Here is a 14,274-nt window from a genome sequence, read left to right as displayed (position 1 = left end):
CCGTCGTGACACCATCAAAGCCTCATGGCGGGCGATCCCGCTCGCGTCGTGAAGAACTCGCTGTGGGCGGCCGGACCCGGAAAGCGGCGCGCGTATTCCTCGGCCCACGTCTCGCGAAACGACTCGGCGCGCTCGGCCGGCACCAGCGCCCACACGCTTCCGCCGAATCCCGCGCCGAAAGCGGACGCGGCGACCGCCCCGCGCGCACGTGCGTCGCGAACCAGCCACATCGTCTCAGGGACCTGGTTGCGCAGCAATCGCTCGGCCGCATCAAACGAGCGATCGACGATCTGTCCGAGCCGAACGAGATCGCCCGCTGCGAGGGCATCGCCTGCGGCGGGAATCAGCTCGGTGCTCTCGAGGACGAATTGCGTGAACCGATCGCGCAGCGGGACATCGATGCCATGCAGAGTTTGCTCGACGGCATCCGGCCCGGACGCCAGGAGATCGCCCAGCGTCACATCGTTGCGACCCGAGATCGCTCGCCACCGCTCGGCGATGCGCTGTGCCGACCGGGACAGCTCGTTGTACTGCTCGCGAACCGCGCCGATCTTCTCGGCGACGACACCGCTCGAGGCAATCACGAACGCGTGATCGTGCGGCAACGGCACCTCGCGCTCGAAGCGCACCGGACAGAACGAGTATTGGACGAGGGCGTTCGGCCGGGCGCACAGGATCGCGGTGTGATCTTCGCTTCCGCCGAACGTGCCGACGCCGCTGTCGCCGGCAAAGTCGCCGAACGCGTAGCCGCTCTCGACGGCGCCCAGGTAGGCGGCGAGCCGCTCCATGGGCTCGAGCGCCAGCGCATTGACATGAGCCAGCACCAGGAACGTTGCGACCACCAGTGCGCTCGAGCTGCTCACGCCGGCCGCGATCGGCAGGTCGCTCGCGAAGGCGATATCCGCTCCTCGAAGATCGCCGCCGAAGTCGCGGGCGATCCGGCGGGCGACCGTGACGGGATAGGTCGACCAGTGGCCGGGCGGCGCACTCGCGCTCGCGTCGATCGAGGAGTCCACGACGTCATCCGGTCGCGCCGCGTCGACGATGCGCAGCCGGCGGTCCGCACGCTTCGTAACGACGATACCGATTCCGCGCTCGACGGCACACAGCAGGCTCCGTCCGCCGGCGTAATCGGTGTGCTTGCCGAGAAACTCGATGCGCCCGGGTACCCAGAACGCCGCGTCGGGCGAAGCGGCAAGCGCGTCGCGCGCACACGCGTAAACGGTCTCGATCAGAGCTCCACCTTCACCGTTTGGAGGCGCGCAGCAACGGTCGGCACATCGGCGCGGTGCGACAGGTCGAGCACGGTCGCGTCGGCGGATACCATATGAAAGGAAATCCCAAGCTGCTCCATCGCATACCCGATCGCGGCCGGCAGCTCGTACTCGCCCCGCTTTGATACCGGCACCTCGCGGCATGCGCGAAACATGTCCGACGTGAAACGCCAGCAGTTCATGCTCACGCGATCGCCGGGCTTCGATGAGGCCGGCTTTTCGACGATACGCTCGAGCCTGCCGTCCTCGGTCACGTCGAGGATCGCGTACTTCGCGATCCGGTCCGCGGGGACGTCGGCCGTTCGCAAAAGCCCCTCGCGGGTGAACGCGACACCGGCGCAGCCATCGGCCAATCGCAACCTCCGAAGCACCTCGGTCGGATAGTAGTTGTCGCCGTTCAACACGACGAACGGCTCGCCGCCGGCGTAGTCCTCGACCGGCAGCACGGCATCCGCCGTTCCCTTCGCCTCCTGCTGGACGGCGAACGCCACCCGAATTCGCGACGGCGCATGCTTCGTGTAGTGATCGCGTATCGTCGCATCGTCCGGCGCGACGACGATGCACACCTCCCTGAATCCGGCGTCGGCCAGTCCGCTGAGCACGTAGTCCAGGAAAGGACGGTCGACCGGAATCATCGCCTTGACGCCCGTGTCGGCCGCGCGCGCTTGATCCGGCGCGAGAGCGGCGGCGCCGTCCGGCGCACGCATGCGCGTCCCGAGTCCGCGCGCGAGGACGACCGCCTTGGTGCACTCGCCCGACCACAGCCGCTGTACGACGCGCACCAGCACGACGCCGCTCACCACGAACACCGCGATCCACAGCATCGCCTGCGTGGTATGGCCGTAGATCAGGCTCCCGGTGCCGAACAGCCCCGCGTAGACGAACGTCACGCCGGCGGTCCATCCCAGCAGCATCTGGGGCAGGCTGTCCGACGACGGCGGCAGGTTCGTCGCGGCACGGATCGCATTCCAGCCGGGCCCGGCAGGGCGCGTTCGTTCATAGAAGCGAACGAGCGTCGCGCGATCGGCGGGCTCGGTAAGCAGGGTGACCGTCACCCACACGATCGTGGTCAGTCCAACCGTGATCAGGAGCGGCCACGGGTCCTGGATCACGACGCCGGCCTTCTTCGCGACGAAGAACCCGAGCGCGACGGCGAACGACGACACCATCGCGGAGATCTCGCTCCACGCGTTGATCCGCCACCAGAACCAGCGGAGGAGGTAGATCAACCCCGTCCCGGCGCCGACCGATAACAGAAGCTGGAATGCCTCGCTCGCCGTCGAGAGCGCGAGCGTGAAGAAACCGCAGGCCACCATGAGCAGCGCCGTCAGGCTGCGCGACACCCACAGGTAATGGCGCTCCGACCGGCCGGGCTTCAGGAAACGCTGGTAGAAATCGATGACGAGGTACGACGCGCCCCAGTTCAGATGCGTCTCCATCGTCGACCGATACGCCGCGAAGAGCGATGCGATCAGGAGCCCCTTCATGCCGACCGGGAGCAGGGTCAGCATCGCCGGGTAGGCGAGATCGTTTCCCATCAGCGACGCGTCCACGTGCGGCAGGGCGCGCTGGATGTCGTCCAGCGTCGGAAAGACGAGCATCGAGCACAGCGCCACGATGATCCACGGCCACGGTCGGAGCGCGTAATGCGCGACGTTGAACCAGAGCGTCGCGCCGAGCGCGTGACGCTCGTTCTTCGACGCGAGGATGCGCTGCGCGACGTAGCTTCCGCCGCCGGGCTCCGAGCCCGGGTACCACACCGACCACCACTGCACCGTGAGCGGAATGACGAGCACCATCAGCACGAGCGAGGTGTCGTCGAAGTCCGGAAGGAGCGACAACGTCTTCGGGTCGGTCTTCGTAAGCAAGCCCGAAAGCCCGCCGACCGCCGGATGGTCGAGCGCCACATATGCCGCGACGATGACTCCGACCATCGCCAGCACGAACTGCACGAGGTCGGTCCACATGACGCCCCAGAGTCCCGAGACCGCCGCAAACAGCACACACGCCGTTCCGGCGATGGCGATCGTCTCCAGACGGTCCCACCCCAGCATCACGTTCGCGATCTTGACGGCGGCGAGCGTTACCAGCGCCATGATCATGATGTTGAAGAAGAGACCGAGATACACCGCACGAAAGCCGCGCACGATCGCCGCGGGCTTGCCGGAATAGCGAAGCTCGTAGAACTCGAGATCGGTGAGCACGCGCGAGCGCCGCCACAACTGCGCGTAGAAGAACACCGTCGCCATGCCGGTGAGCAGGAACGCCCACCACACCCAGTTGTACGAGACGCCGTGCGTGCGCACGAAGTCGGTCACCAGGTTCGGCGTATCGGTGCTGAACGTCGTCGCGACCATCGACGTCCCCACCAGCCACCACGGCGCCGATTGTCCCGAAGCGAAGAACTCCTTCGTGCTCGAGCCCGCCCGCCTGAGATAGAACAGCGCGGGCAGGTAGCAGAGCACGAGGCTGACGACGACGACGATCCAGTCGAGGCGCTGCATGGGGGATAGGAAACCGGGGTCTGACCCCAAAGCAGCCGGGGTCAGACCCCACCTCCGCTCATTGCTTCTTGACGCGCAGCATCCGCCCGCCGGGGCTGGTGATGAAGATCTCGCCGAAGACGACGTCGACCGAGATCTTGCCGGCCTTCTCCTGCTCGAGCAGCTTCGCCCGGCGGTCGGCTTTCAGGATGTCGATGCCGTGCGCTTTCGAGATGGTCGCGTACACGGCATCGATGTCGGCGTCGGAAAGGTCTGATATGGGCATGGCGCGTTTTCCTGGAAGTTGGATCGAGTCGTGGCCGGGGCCGATCATGGTATGGTGACACACAGTCTCTGAAAACTCCCCGAAGCGCACAAGAAAGGCGAGACATGGCGGAAAGCGGACTCTACGTTTACGTGTCGCAGCAGGATGCGAAGCAGATATCGGTCTACCGCATGAACCCGAGCGGAGAGCTGAACAAGGTTCAGGACGTCTCCGTCGCCGGCAAGGCGATGCCGATGGCCGTGAGCCCGGATCGCCGGTTCCTGTTCATCGCGCTGCGCACCGAGCCGTACTCGATCGCGAGCTTCGCGATCGACGGCGCGAACGGGACGTTGACCCACCTCGGGAACGCGCCCGCGCCGAACAGCGCGCCTTACATCAGCACCGACCGCACGGGCCGGTTCCTGCTCGGCGCGTATAACCCGGAATCGGAGAAAGAGGGCCGCCGCACCGGGTGGATCAGCGTAGCCGCGATCGGTCCGCACGGTCACGTGCAGCCGCCGCATCAGGTCATACGCACGCCGCCCAAGACCCATTCGATCCTGCCGGACCCGTCGAACCGTTTCGCATTCGTCGCGAGCTGCGACGGGGACGCGATGGTGCGCTACGCGTTCGACGCCGCGACCGGGCTCTTCGATCCCGATCCGCTCCCGCCGGTGCACGTCCAGCCCAAGGCAGGGCCGCGCCATTTCGTGTTCCATCCGAATTACCGTTTCATGTACCTGCTGAACGAATACGACGGCTCGCTCTATACCTACGGCTACGACGCACGCACCGGCGCCTTGACCGAGCTCCAGGTCTCGAGCACCGTGCCGCCGGAGTTCGAGAAGGGGCGCATCGTGCGCGCCGCCGACATTCATTTGACGCCGGACGGCAAGTGGCTGTACGCCTCGGGGCGGCACCCGTTGACGCTCGCCATCTTCCGCGTCGATGCAGTGACGGGGCACGTGACGCCGGCCGGTCATGTCCCGGTGGCCAAAGAGCCGCGCGGCTTCAACATCGATCCGTTCGGACGGTATCTCGTCGCGGCGGGTCAGCAAACGAACAGCCTGAGCTCGTATCGGATCGATCCGGAAACCGGCGCGCTCACCAAGCTCGCGGATTACCCGACCGGAGCTGGACCGAACTGGATCGAGTTCGTCAGGCTGCCGTAAGTCCCTTTGATTCGAGGGAGGTGATGCGATGACGGAACAAAAGCCGCGCCGGGCGCACGTCGTTGCCGGCGGTTTTCCGGTCGGCTCCAGCGCCGGGCACGACCACGACCACGCGCGCCTGCGGTTGCTCGGGCTGCTGGCCGAACAGGACGTTCAGGCGTCGGTCGCCAGCGACTTCGAGGACGTCGAGAAGTGGCTGCCGGTCAGCCGGCTGCTGATCACGTACGTCGCCGGCCCCTATCCGAATGCCGCGCAGTGCGACGCGATCCGGACCTGGATGGAAGGCGGCGGACACTGGCTGGGCCTGCACGGCACGAGCGGCGGCCGCGCGCAGAAGGTGGAAGGCGTGCGCCAGCGCCGCACGGTCAAGACCGAGCATCACGCGCTGCTCGGGAGCTTCTTCCTCACGCATCCGGCGCTGTGCAAGTTCCGCGTCGACGTGAAAGACGCCGATCACCCGCTGACCCAGGGGCTCGGCGGATCGTTCGAGATCGAGGACGAGCCCTATTTCATCGAGCTCCAGGACCCGGGATCGATGCGGATATTGCTCACCGCCGACTACGGCGGGAAGGCCGTCTCGCAAAGTGTCGGTCCGCTCTACGGCGCCGATACTTCGCTGCAGCCCGACGGCAGGACGCGCGTACTCGGCTACACGCGCGACGTCGGCGCGGGCGGCGTGGCCTATTTCGCGCTCGGCCATTGCCACAATCCCGCCTCGCGCGAAGGCCGGACCCCCGGCGCGTCGGACACGCTCCCCGCGACATTCCGCGCACCGTGGGAGAGCGACGCGTTCAACCGGCTTCTGCGCAACGGGATCGCGTGGGGCATGGCATAGCAGCTTCACTTGGGGGGAGGGGAACATGGACGCATACGCAGCGCGCCAGTCTCTTCGAGCCGTCGGGTTGTTCGTGAGCCTGTGGGGAATCGGCATTCTCGCGAACGATTCCGGTGCGCAGACCTACCCGAATCGCCCGATCCGCTGGATCGTTCCCTACATCGCGGGCTCGTCGCCGGATGTGGTGGGGCGGATCGTCAGTCCGAAGATCTCGGAGCGGCTCGGTCAGAGCGTGGTCATCGACAATCGCGGCGGCGCTAACAGCATCATCGGCACCGAGCTGGCCGTCAGAGCGCCGGCGGATGGCTATACGGTGTTGCTCGGCGCGACTGCGCTAGCGATCAACCCGAGCATGTACAAGCTCTCGTACGACGCCGCGAAGAGCTTTACGCCGGTCACGCAGACCGTCGCAGTCCACTTCCTGCTCGTGGTGCATCCGTCGCTGCCGGTGAAGACGACGGCCGATTTCATCACCTTCGCAAAAGCGCGTTCGGGCCAGCTGACCTACGGCTCGGCGGGTACCGGTTCGCCGGGTCACCTTGCGGGTGAGCTGCTCCAGAAACAGACCGGCATCAAGCTCCTGTACGTCTCGTACAAAGGCGGCCCGCAGGCGATGGCCGATCTGATCGGGGGACAGATTCAGATGCAGTTCGACGTCATCGCGACGTCGCTGCCTCACATCAAAGCAGGCAAGACCCGCGCGCTCGCGGTGTCGAGCGCGCAGCGTTCGACGATTCTGCCCGACATGCCGACCGTCGCCGAGACCGTGCCGGGATTCAATATGGTGGGGTGGCAGGGCTTTCTGGTCCCGACGGGCACGCCGAGCGAGATCATTCAACGGCTCCATCGCGAGATCGCCGCGGTGTTCGCTTTGCCGGAGGTGCGCCAGCGGATGTTCGAGCTGGGCTACGAAACGGTGGCAAGCTCGCCTCAAGAGTTTGCGGAGTTCATGCGCACCAACACGGCGCAGTTCGCGAAAATAATTTCGGGTGCAGGCATCCGACCCGAATAACACAACCGACAAGACGTCTGCGTGGCGCGGTCGAGTTCGGGTTCATGCCGGGGAGCCACGCGCTGCTCGCGTTGAATGTCATTGCGAGGAGCGCAAGCGACGAAGCAATCCCGGAGCGTCCGCTGCGTGCGCCACGAGATCGCCACGTCGCTTCGCTCCTCGCGATGACTTGATCGAGATACCCTAATGCAAAGGAGAGCACATGCTGATCGTCGATGCGCAGATCCACCTCTGGAATGCAGGTAACCCGACCAGCCCCTGGCACCGGCAGGTGCCACACTATTTGAAGGACGAAGCGCTCGCCGAAATGAAGGCCGGCGGGGTCGATGCGGCGATCCTCACGCCGCACATGCCGTGGGATCCCAACGCGAACGAGCTCTGTATCGAAGCGGCGCGTCAGCACCCCGACAAGTTCGCCATCCTCGGCAACTTCGCGCTCGACAAGCCGGAGAGCCGCGGGCTCATCGACACGTGGAAGCAACGTCCGGGGATGCTCGGCCTGCGGTTCACGTTCAACGAACCGCATCAGCGCACGTGGCTGACCGACGGCACCGTCGATTGGCTCTGGCCGGCGGCGGAGAAGGCGGGCCTGCCGATCGCACTGATGGCCGCGCGTTTCCTGCCGAAGGTCGCCGAGGTGGCGGAACGGCATCCGAACCTGAAGCTCATCCTCGATCATCTGGGCCGACCCAGCGGGCCCCCGCCGAATCCGGAGCGGTGGGCGAATCTCGAGGAAGTGCTGGCGCTCGCGAAATATCCCAACGTCGCCATGAAGGCCACAGGCGCGCCCAGCTACTCCGACGAGCCGTACCCGTTCCGCGATATCCACGACAAGCTGCACCGGCTCTACGACGCGTTCGGCCCCGAGCGCTGGTTCTGGGGCACCGACATCACGCGCATGCCGTGCCCGTGGCGCGAGTGCGTGACGCTGTTCACCGAAGAGCTGCCGTGGCTGCACGGGCGCGACCTCGAGCTCGTCATGGGCCGCGGCATTTGCAACTGGATCGGATGGAAGCGATGAAAGTCGCGCTCGTGTGATGGCCGAGAACGATTGGCGCGAGACCAACCGCGCGCTGTGGGACGAGCGCGTCGCCGTTCACCCGGCGCCCGGCGGCTATGACATCGAGACGCTCGACTTCATAAGGCGCTCGTGAGCCCGCGAGCGGCTGTGGTTCTCGGCGCATCGGGATCGGTCGGGAACGCGCTGATCGAGGAGCTGCTTCGCAACGGGTCGTTCAACCAAATCGTGACCCTGGTGCGTCGTTCGCAGCCCGATCAGGTCGCGATGGCGCGCGATGCGCGCGTCGAGCTGCGCGAGACGCTCGTTCCCGCGATGGATCCGGCCGGCCTGGAAGCCGCGACCAGAGAGGCTATCCGTTCGCTCGAAGGCGACGTCGTCGGGTTGAGCGTGTTGGGCGTCGGAGCCGGTACCGCAAAGCTCACGATCGACGAGCATCGCGCGGTCGACGTGCAATTGAACGCGGGCTTTGCGCGAGGGCTTAAGGCATCGGGGCGAGTGCAGCACCTGGCGTTCATGTCCGCCGTCGGCGCCGATCCCGCCGCGTCGGCGACCGGATCGGGCGCCGCGGGCATGCCGCGCTACGCGCGTGTGAAAGGCGAGGCCGAGGAAGCCGTGAAAGAGAGCGGTCCGGCCGTCGTGAGCATCTTTCGTCCGGCGATGATCCTCGGATCGCAGCACACACCGTGGCTGCTCGCGAAAGTGCTGCCTCTGTTCTCGTTCATGACGCCCGCGAAATACAAATCGATCACGGTCGGGCAGATCGCGAAGGCGATGGTCGCGGCGTCACTGAATACGCCGGCCAAATCGGATGTCTACCATTACCCTGAGATGATGGCGTTGAGCGGCAGATAGCCGCGCCGGGTTCAGCGGGCCGCCAGTCCGGTGACGACCAGGACCAGCGCGACCGCTACCGCGAGCCAGCAGCCGAAGGCGATGAGCAGCGGCGCGCCCCAGGGCTTGCGCGGATAGTCGTCACCCCAGCGCTCCTTGACGAACGTCGCCTGCGGCTTCTGCGACGCAAAATACCCGACCATGAGATAGACGAAGCCGATCAGGCCGACGACCAGGGCCGGCACCATTATGACGATGCTCACGACGAGCCAGATCCGGGCGCTGCGCACCTTGTCGTCCGCCCCGATCTCCCGCCAGTTCTTGAGCAGCAGGACGGAGCCGAATACGGGCGTGAAGAGCAGACTCCACAGCCCCGCCGAGTTCGGGTTCCACAGCGCCGGGGCTCGCTCGCTTTCGCGGGCGTCGACGCTGGCGGTGGGCGGTGCATACGGATTCAGGCTGCTCATGTCTTCGTGCCCGTTACTCATGGTTCGTTTTTAGTTCAGAGGTTTCTTGCCCTGGTACTCCAGCACGTAGAGCCCGCCCTTTGCGCGATCGGCGGCGTAGATGATCGAGCGGTCGTCGACGAACACGTCGCTGATCCGGGAGCCGCGCTGGCCCGTCGGTGTTTCCGGCAGGAAAGCCGCGATCTCTTCGGGCCGATAGGGATCCGAGATGTCGTAAGCGCGCACGCCCGCGCTGAACCACGTGGACACCACCGTGTTCTGGAGCTTGGCGCTGCCCGGCTCGGGCTCGTTCTCGTGAATGTTGTGCGCGCCGATGCGGCCGCCTTCGGTGTGCAGCCTGCCGAAATCCTGCGGCGTGGGCAGGCTCGAGATGATCACCGGATTCGTTTCCAGCCGCGCGTCCACGATCCAGCAGCGCTTCGGCCAGTCGACGCCCTCGTCGCCGGTCGCTTCGTCGGTGACCACGAGCAGCTCGCGCTCGAACAGCGGCAGCACCGTGTGCGTGAACCCGGGGAAGGGCGGATGGTAGTCGAGCCGGCTGATGAGCTTAGGATGCCCCTTGTCCGCGATGTCGAGGATCACGATCCCGGCGTCGATGTAGCCGATGTAGGCGCGGTCCGGCCGCTCGGGATAGCACAGCGTGTGATGCGGCCGCATGCCGAAATGGATCGCCGGCGGCACGTGATGCTCCAGCGGCGGCGCGTCGTCGCCCTTGCGCTGGCCGGGGATCCACCAGCGCCCGACCTCGATCGGCTTCGACGGATTCGCGAGGTCGATGATCTGGTAGAACTGATTGTCGTCCTTGTGGTTCGGCTCGAAATCCGGATGCGACGCGCAGATATGCGCGTAGCGGCCGTCCATGAACGAGAGGTAGTGCACGCCGACCGAGTGATTGTCCGCGCCCGACAGGTCGTAGAACGCGATCTCGCGCGGCTCGGCCGGCTTCGAGATGTCGTAGACCTGGAAGCCCGCGGGCTTGCCGCCCGGGTCGTAGGCCTGGTAGGCCATCAGCAGCAGGTCGCCGCGCATCGCGAGCGAGTTGCCGCGCACTCGCGCGTGAGGCAGCGGCAGTTGCCAGAGCATCTTCGGTTCGGTCGGCTCGGTGACGTCGAAGATCGAGAACGCCGCCGGCCCGTGCTCGTGGGCGATGTACATGTAGCGCCGGCCGTCCTTGATCTTCATCGCCATGCCTTCGCCGAGGTTCGGCGCGCCGCCGGCGGTGTGCTGCGCGAGGAGCTTGAGGTTGTAGGCCAGTCGCACGGTCATCGATGTTCTCCGTTGTTGGCGTTCGACACGACCAGGCGTGTCTGGCGGAAAGTCTTATCGCAGCTTTGACCTTCGCATCTTACGCGCCGGGCGCGGGCGTAGTTTACTGCACCGTCTTCGTCGATCGGACCGAAGCCGCCGGGAGGCGCGCGACGAGATGGGCGCGGTTCTTCAATGAGGCCGGCGGCAAGATGCAGCAATGACCATGACGCCTTGGATCGTCACGACCAGGACTATGAAGAAGGTCGCTGTATTCGGTGGGCCCGGGGCCGGCAAGTCGACCTTGGCCAAAAAGCTCGCAGCGATAACGCAGCTGCCGCTATATCCACTGGACATGATCGAGTACGCATCCGGTGGCCGCGAAGTCCCCCATGAGGAATATCTGCGGACGCATGCCGATCTGCTGAAACGCGATCGGTGGATCATCGACGGTTTCGGCTGCGTGCCTTCGGCTTGGGAGCGCTTCGCGGCGGCTGACACTTTGATTTACATCGACCTGCCGCTCGTCACTCATTACACGTGGGTGACCAAACGCCTCGTCCAGAGCCTGTTCGTCAGTCCGGAAGGGTGGCCTGAAGGGAGCCCTGTGTGGAGCAGCACCATGGGCTGTTACCGCAAGATCCTGCTGTGCCATCGGCACCTGACTCCGAGATATCGACAGCTTGTCGCCGAGGCCCCACCTTCGAAGCAGGTTCATCATCTAAGGTCACCCGCTCAGATAAGAGCGTTCCTGGCGAGCGCGCGGCAGTCGGCGATTGAGGGAAAGCAGCTCTAGCTATCGCCCAGGGCCGCGAGCAGCGCGTGTATCCTCGGCTCGGGCTTCCAGTAGTTCGGGCCCTTCAGGAACTTGCCGTTCGCATCGTAGATCGGATTGCCGTCAGCGCCGAGCTTGCTCTCGTTGCTGTCCATGATGATGTCGAGCACCGCCTCGAGCGGTATGCCGTACTTGAGCGCTTCGGAGCGGCAGTAGACGATGATGTCGCCCAGCAGGTCCGCGATCGCGACAGCCGTTTCGAGCGCGGGCGCGCCCTTCTCGGTCGCCGCGATGATGTCGTCGATCTCGTGCACTTCGTCCATGAGCGTCGCCTTGAACTTGCGAAGGCGATCGGCGGTGTCGGCCGGCAGCGTCGGCTTTTCGTGCGCCGGCAGGCGATACATCGCGTTCATGGCTTTGATGCGGCGTGCGAAGCTTGCGGTGGTCATGGGCCCCCTCACTTTTGTCGTGGGGTACACTTTCGCATGAAATTGGACGAGACATTGAAGGCGCTCATCCGCACGCGGCTCGCGTCTTTCGACGTGCTGCGGGCGGACCCGGGCGCGCATCGGCGGGCGGCGGTCGCGGTTCCGGTCATCGAGGAGGGCACGGGCGCGCATTACAAAGGCGTCGCGACTCCTTCCGGCTGGAGCGACGCGGCGGCGCTGCTGCTCACGCGCAGGCCGCTCACGCTGCGCGACCATGCGGGGCAATGGGCGTTGCCCGGCGGGCGCATCGACGGCGGCGAGACGGCCGAAGAAGCCGCGTTGCGCGAGCTGCGCGAGGAAGTCGGTCTCGAGCTCGCGCCCGACGACGTGCTCGGTTACCTCGACGACTATGCGACGCGCTCGGGCTTCGTGATCACGCCGATCGTGGTGTGGGCGGGACGGGCGGATGCGCTCGTGCCGAACCCCGACGAGGTCTCGAGCATCCATCGCATTCCGGTGCAGGAGTTCATGCGCGAGGACGCGCCGATGCTGGACCCGGGCGAAGACCCGGCGCGGCCCGTGATGCGCATGCCCGTCGGCGACGGCTGGATCGCGGCGCCGACGGCGGCGATCCTCTACCAGTTCCGTGAGCTGTGCATCGCCGGGCGGGCGACGCGGGTCGCGCATTTCGACCAGCCGCGCTTTGCGTGGCGTTAGCTCGCAGCTTCACTTCCGACGGATGCCGATCGAGCGGCGGATTTCCGGCGGGGGCGCACGTAGCGAATGCGCTTCGTGCAGGGCTTGGAGGCGCGCAAGCGTGTCTTCCGGCCAGGTTGTGCTGCGCCGGGTTTTCATGTCGATACAGATCGAGATCGATTCAGAGGTGGCTGCCAGCCAGCGCTCGCGCGCGTGGAGCATCGTCATGAAGTAATGAATCCGCTTCGCATCGCAGTCGATCACCTGGAACGTGAAATCCAGCGGGTCGCCTTCGCGCACCTCGTGCTGATAGGTGACATGATTTTCCAGGGCGAAGGAACTCCGCCCGGTCGTTTTCATGCCGAAGGAGCCCAGGCCAAGCATCTCCCACGGGAGGTCGAGCGCCTGGTCGAAGATCACGGCGTAGTAGCCGATATTCATGTGCTGGTTGCGATCGATGTACGCCGGCGGCACGAAGAAGCCGTCGTAGTGAATGCCGTCGATCGCCTGCACGATGTCGGAAGGAACAGGTGGTTTCAATTTCCTATCACCCTCGTGGTCCCCACGTCACGCCGAAGTCGGCCCGCTCCACCACCTGACCGGTAAAGCTCGCGGCGGTCTGCCGCGCCAGCCAGACCGCGGCAGGGATGATCGCGTCGGGCTGCGCCATGGGGATGTGCCCCGTACCCGGCCAATCGCCGCGGCGGTTCATCCAGGTGTCGACCCGTCCCGGGCTGAGCACGTTGACGGCGATGCCGGCGGGACGGACTTCTTCTGCGAGGTTGAGGAACGTGCGTTCCAGCGCGGCCTTGCTCATCGAGTAGCCCACCCGCCCCGGACGGTAACCGCGCGCCGCCCCTGAACCGATGCAGAAGATGGAACCGGAGCGTTGCGCGAGCATGCCGGGCAGCGCGTATTTGCACAGCAGGAGCGGAGCGCGCACGTTGACTGCGAGACAACGGTCGAGCAGGTCGACGTCCAGATCGACGACCGGCGACTCGCAGTCGATGCCGGCGTTGTTCACCAGGATATCGATGCGTCCGAAGCGCTCGAGGGTGGCCTCCACCAGACGGCGGATATCGTCGGCTCGCGTCACGTCGCACGCGATGCCGACGGCCGTGCCGCCCTGGTCCTGAATCATCCTGGCCGTGTCGTGTATGGTGCCTGCGGCATATCGGGTGAATTCGGTGTTGGTCGACGGTTCGACCTCCGTACGCGATGCCGCCACGACCTTGGCGCCCTGCGCTGCGAAGCCGAGGCACATCGCTCGCCCGATGCCCCGGCTGCCGCCGGTGACGAGCGCCACTTTGTCATGCAGTGTCATAGTCATCTTTCCACTACCACGAACCGGTATTGGGCATGCTGCTCCACGGCTCGGCCGGCGGCAGCGCGGCGCCGGATTGCAGGAGCTCGATGGAGATGCCGTCCGGCGTGCGGATGAAGGCCATGCGGCCGTCGCGCGGAGGGCGGTTGATCGTCACGCCGTGGGCGATGAAGGCGTTGCAGGTGTCGTAGATGTTGTCCACGGCGTACGCGAGATGCCCGAAGTTGCGGCCGCCCGGGTAAGGCTGGGCATCCCAGTTGTAGGTGAGCTCCACCTGAGCCGCTTCGTCACCGGGCGCGGCGAGGAACACGTTGGTGTAGCGGCCTTTCTCGTCCGGACGGCGGCGGATCTCGCGCAAGCCGAGCACCTCGAAGAAGGCGATGGTGTCCTCGAGCGAGCTGACGCGGATCATGGTGTGCAGGTATTTGGTCATGACATGTCCTCGG

16 protein-coding genes are annotated in these 14,274 nt (G+C 65.8%); 7 read left to right on the top strand and 9 right to left on the bottom strand.

The window, feature by feature from the left end; all coding sequences use genetic code 11:
* Positions 1 to 14: 14 nt before the first annotated feature.
* The 3 genes from VHP37_17560 to VHP37_17550 all read right to left on the bottom strand — a co-directional run bounded on the left by VHP37_17560 (position 15) and on the right by VHP37_17550 (position 4,043).
* Positions 15 to 1,016, bottom strand: coding sequence for a hypothetical protein (locus VHP37_17560; protein HEX2828166.1), 1,002 nt, complete (start codon positions 1,014 to 1,016; stop codon positions 15 to 17).
* Between the two features lie 215 nt (positions 1,017 to 1,231).
* A complete protein-coding gene (locus VHP37_17555) occupies positions 1,232 to 3,778 on the bottom strand; it encodes a sugar phosphate nucleotidyltransferase (protein HEX2828165.1) in 2,547 nt (848 codons plus the stop codon).
* Positions 3,779 to 3,836: 58 nt separating this feature from the next.
* Positions 3,837 to 4,043 (bottom strand): hypothetical protein, encoded by a 207-nt coding sequence (locus VHP37_17550; GenBank protein HEX2828164.1) that lies wholly within the window; start codon positions 4,041 to 4,043, stop codon positions 3,837 to 3,839.
* Positions 4,044 to 4,147: 104 nt separating this feature from the next.
* On the opposite strand from VHP37_17550, the gene VHP37_17545 reads away from it, so the two are divergent.
* The 5 genes from VHP37_17545 to VHP37_17525 all read left to right on the top strand — a co-directional run bounded on the left by VHP37_17545 (position 4,148) and on the right by VHP37_17525 (position 8,914).
* On the top strand, positions 4,148 to 5,194 hold the full coding sequence (locus VHP37_17545) for a beta-propeller fold lactonase family protein (protein HEX2828163.1): 1,047 nt from the start codon (positions 4,148 to 4,150) through the stop codon (positions 5,192 to 5,194).
* A 28-nt stretch (positions 5,195 to 5,222) separates the two neighbouring features.
* Positions 5,223 to 6,029, top strand: a complete 807-nt coding sequence (locus tag VHP37_17540) for a ThuA domain-containing protein (protein HEX2828162.1) — start codon at positions 5,223 to 5,225, stop codon at positions 6,027 to 6,029.
* A 25-nt stretch (positions 6,030 to 6,054) separates the two neighbouring features.
* Positions 6,055 to 7,041 (top strand): tripartite tricarboxylate transporter substrate binding protein, encoded by a 987-nt coding sequence (locus tag VHP37_17535; GenBank protein HEX2828161.1) that lies wholly within the window; start codon positions 6,055 to 6,057, stop codon positions 7,039 to 7,041.
* A 202-nt stretch (positions 7,042 to 7,243) separates the two neighbouring features.
* Positions 7,244 to 8,062, top strand: a complete 819-nt coding sequence (locus tag VHP37_17530; protein HEX2828160.1) for an amidohydrolase family protein — start codon at positions 7,244 to 7,246, stop codon at positions 8,060 to 8,062.
* Positions 8,063 to 8,209: 147 nt separating this feature from the next.
* A complete protein-coding gene (locus VHP37_17525; protein ID HEX2828159.1) occupies positions 8,210 to 8,914 on the top strand; it encodes an NAD(P)H-binding protein in 705 nt (234 codons plus the stop codon).
* An 11-nt stretch (positions 8,915 to 8,925) separates the two neighbouring features.
* On the opposite strand, the gene VHP37_17520 is transcribed toward VHP37_17525, so the two are convergent.
* Complete coding sequence (locus VHP37_17520) at positions 8,926 to 9,381, bottom strand: hypothetical protein (protein ID HEX2828158.1); 456 nt, start codon at positions 9,379 to 9,381, stop codon at positions 8,926 to 8,928.
* Between the two features lie 9 nt (positions 9,382 to 9,390).
* Positions 9,391 to 10,626, bottom strand: a complete 1,236-nt coding sequence (locus VHP37_17515) for a hypothetical protein (protein ID HEX2828157.1) — start codon at positions 10,624 to 10,626, stop codon at positions 9,391 to 9,393.
* Positions 10,627 to 10,861: 235 nt separating this feature from the next.
* On the opposite strand from VHP37_17515, the gene VHP37_17510 reads away from it, so the two are divergent.
* Positions 10,862 to 11,401 (top strand): hypothetical protein, encoded by a 540-nt coding sequence (locus tag VHP37_17510; GenBank protein ID HEX2828156.1) that lies wholly within the window; start codon positions 10,862 to 10,864, stop codon positions 11,399 to 11,401.
* On the opposite strand, the gene VHP37_17505 is transcribed toward VHP37_17510, so the two are convergent.
* Complete coding sequence (locus VHP37_17505; protein ID HEX2828155.1) at positions 11,398 to 11,829, bottom strand: pyrophosphatase; 432 nt, start codon at positions 11,827 to 11,829, stop codon at positions 11,398 to 11,400. The two genes, VHP37_17510 and VHP37_17505, sit on opposite strands and share 4 nt — an antisense overlap.
* A gap of 36 nt (positions 11,830 to 11,865) precedes the next feature.
* Between VHP37_17505 and VHP37_17500 the strand changes: the two genes are divergently transcribed.
* Positions 11,866 to 12,525, top strand: a complete 660-nt coding sequence (locus VHP37_17500) for a CoA pyrophosphatase (GenBank protein ID HEX2828154.1) — start codon at positions 11,866 to 11,868, stop codon at positions 12,523 to 12,525.
* Between the two features lie 9 nt (positions 12,526 to 12,534).
* On the opposite strand, the gene VHP37_17495 is transcribed toward VHP37_17500, so the two are convergent.
* The 3 genes from VHP37_17495 to VHP37_17485 are packed head-to-tail and all read right to left on the bottom strand — an operon-like array spanning position 12,535 to position 14,261.
* Positions 12,535 to 13,044, bottom strand: a complete 510-nt coding sequence (locus VHP37_17495; protein ID HEX2828153.1) for a thioesterase family protein — start codon at positions 13,042 to 13,044, stop codon at positions 12,535 to 12,537.
* 7 nt (positions 13,045 to 13,051) lie between these two features.
* Positions 13,052 to 13,810: an SDR family oxidoreductase gene (locus VHP37_17490; GenBank protein ID HEX2828152.1), complete on the bottom strand. Its 759-nt coding sequence runs from the start codon at positions 13,808 to 13,810 to the stop codon at positions 13,052 to 13,054.
* 31 nt (positions 13,811 to 13,841) lie between these two features.
* The gene (locus tag VHP37_17485) at positions 13,842 to 14,261 is read right to left on the bottom strand and encodes a VOC family protein (protein HEX2828151.1); all 420 of its coding nucleotides are present in this window, start codon (positions 14,259 to 14,261) and stop codon (positions 13,842 to 13,844) included.
* Positions 14,262 to 14,274: the final 13 nt, after the last annotated feature.

It is taken from the genome of Burkholderiales bacterium (assembly GCA_036262035.1).
In the GTDB taxonomy this organism is placed as follows: Bacteria; Pseudomonadota; Gammaproteobacteria; order Burkholderiales; family SG8-41; genus JAQGMV01.
The sequence above is the reverse complement of the archived record's forward strand: the minus strand, read 5'-3'. Positions and strand labels throughout refer to the sequence as shown.

Bases quoted from the DNA above. Each gene is read 5' to 3' on its own strand.
- VHP37_17555 (HEX2828165.1), bottom strand. From the start codon at position 3,778: ATGCAGCGCCTCGACTGGATCGTCGTCGTCGTCAGCCTCGTGCTCTGC.
- VHP37_17550 (HEX2828164.1), bottom strand. From the start codon at position 4,043: ATGCCCATATCAGACCTTTCCGACGCCGACATCGATGCCGTGTACGCG.
- VHP37_17545 (HEX2828163.1), top strand. From the start codon at position 4,148: ATGGCGGAAAGCGGACTCTACGTTTACGTGTCGCAGCAGGATGCGAAG.
- VHP37_17540 (HEX2828162.1), top strand. From the start codon at position 5,223: ATGACGGAACAAAAGCCGCGCCGGGCGCACGTCGTTGCCGGCGGTTTT.
- VHP37_17535 (HEX2828161.1), top strand. From the start codon at position 6,055: ATGGACGCATACGCAGCGCGCCAGTCTCTTCGAGCCGTCGGGTTGTTC.
- VHP37_17530 (HEX2828160.1), top strand. From the start codon at position 7,244: ATGCTGATCGTCGATGCGCAGATCCACCTCTGGAATGCAGGTAACCCG.
- VHP37_17520 (HEX2828158.1), bottom strand. From the start codon at position 9,381: ATGAGTAACGGGCACGAAGACATGAGCAGCCTGAATCCGTATGCACCG.
- VHP37_17515 (HEX2828157.1), bottom strand. From the start codon at position 10,626: ATGACCGTGCGACTGGCCTACAACCTCAAGCTCCTCGCGCAGCACACC.
- VHP37_17510 (HEX2828156.1), top strand. From the start codon at position 10,862: ATGAAGAAGGTCGCTGTATTCGGTGGGCCCGGGGCCGGCAAGTCGACC.
- VHP37_17505 (HEX2828155.1), bottom strand. From the start codon at position 11,829: ATGACCACCGCAAGCTTCGCACGCCGCATCAAAGCCATGAACGCGATG.
- VHP37_17500 (HEX2828154.1), top strand. From the start codon at position 11,866: ATGAAATTGGACGAGACATTGAAGGCGCTCATCCGCACGCGGCTCGCG.
- VHP37_17485 (HEX2828151.1), bottom strand. From the start codon at position 14,261: ATGACCAAATACCTGCACACCATGATCCGCGTCAGCTCGCTCGAGGAC.